This is a genomic window from Bradyrhizobium sp. sGM-13 (assembly GCF_018398875.1).
In the GTDB taxonomy this organism is placed as follows: Bacteria; Pseudomonadota; Alphaproteobacteria; order Rhizobiales; family Xanthobacteraceae; genus Bradyrhizobium.
This window is the reverse complement of sequence record NZ_JAGWDK010000279.1, coordinates 1-285: the sequence shown is the minus strand read 5'-3', so window position 1 is coordinate 285 and position 285 is coordinate 1. Positions and strand designations below refer to the sequence as shown.

Here is a 285-nt window from a genome sequence, read left to right as displayed (position 1 = left end):
CGTAGAGCCCTTCGAATTCACGATAGGCCTGCGCGCACCAGATAACCCTGAGCGGTGGGTGGTCCGACGCCGCCGCGGCACCGACAAAATCCTCGTGGCAGCGCTGCGGCGTATACCACTTGCGGAACGGGCCGCCGCCGACAAGCCGCGGCTGACTCATCTGCGTCAGAAGGGTTGCAAGCTGGAACTGATTGAGATCGGTGGCCTTGACGTAGGAATGATCGATCTGGATCGCTCCCGTGTTCAGGTCGGGAGCGACATACAGGCCGGTATCGGCCTTGCAGT

1 pseudogene is annotated in these 285 nt (G+C 62.1%); it reads right to left on the bottom strand.

The annotated features are described in order from the left end of the window. A pseudogene (locus KJQ96_RS39070) lies at positions 1–285 on the bottom strand (serine protease); the annotation flags it as partial.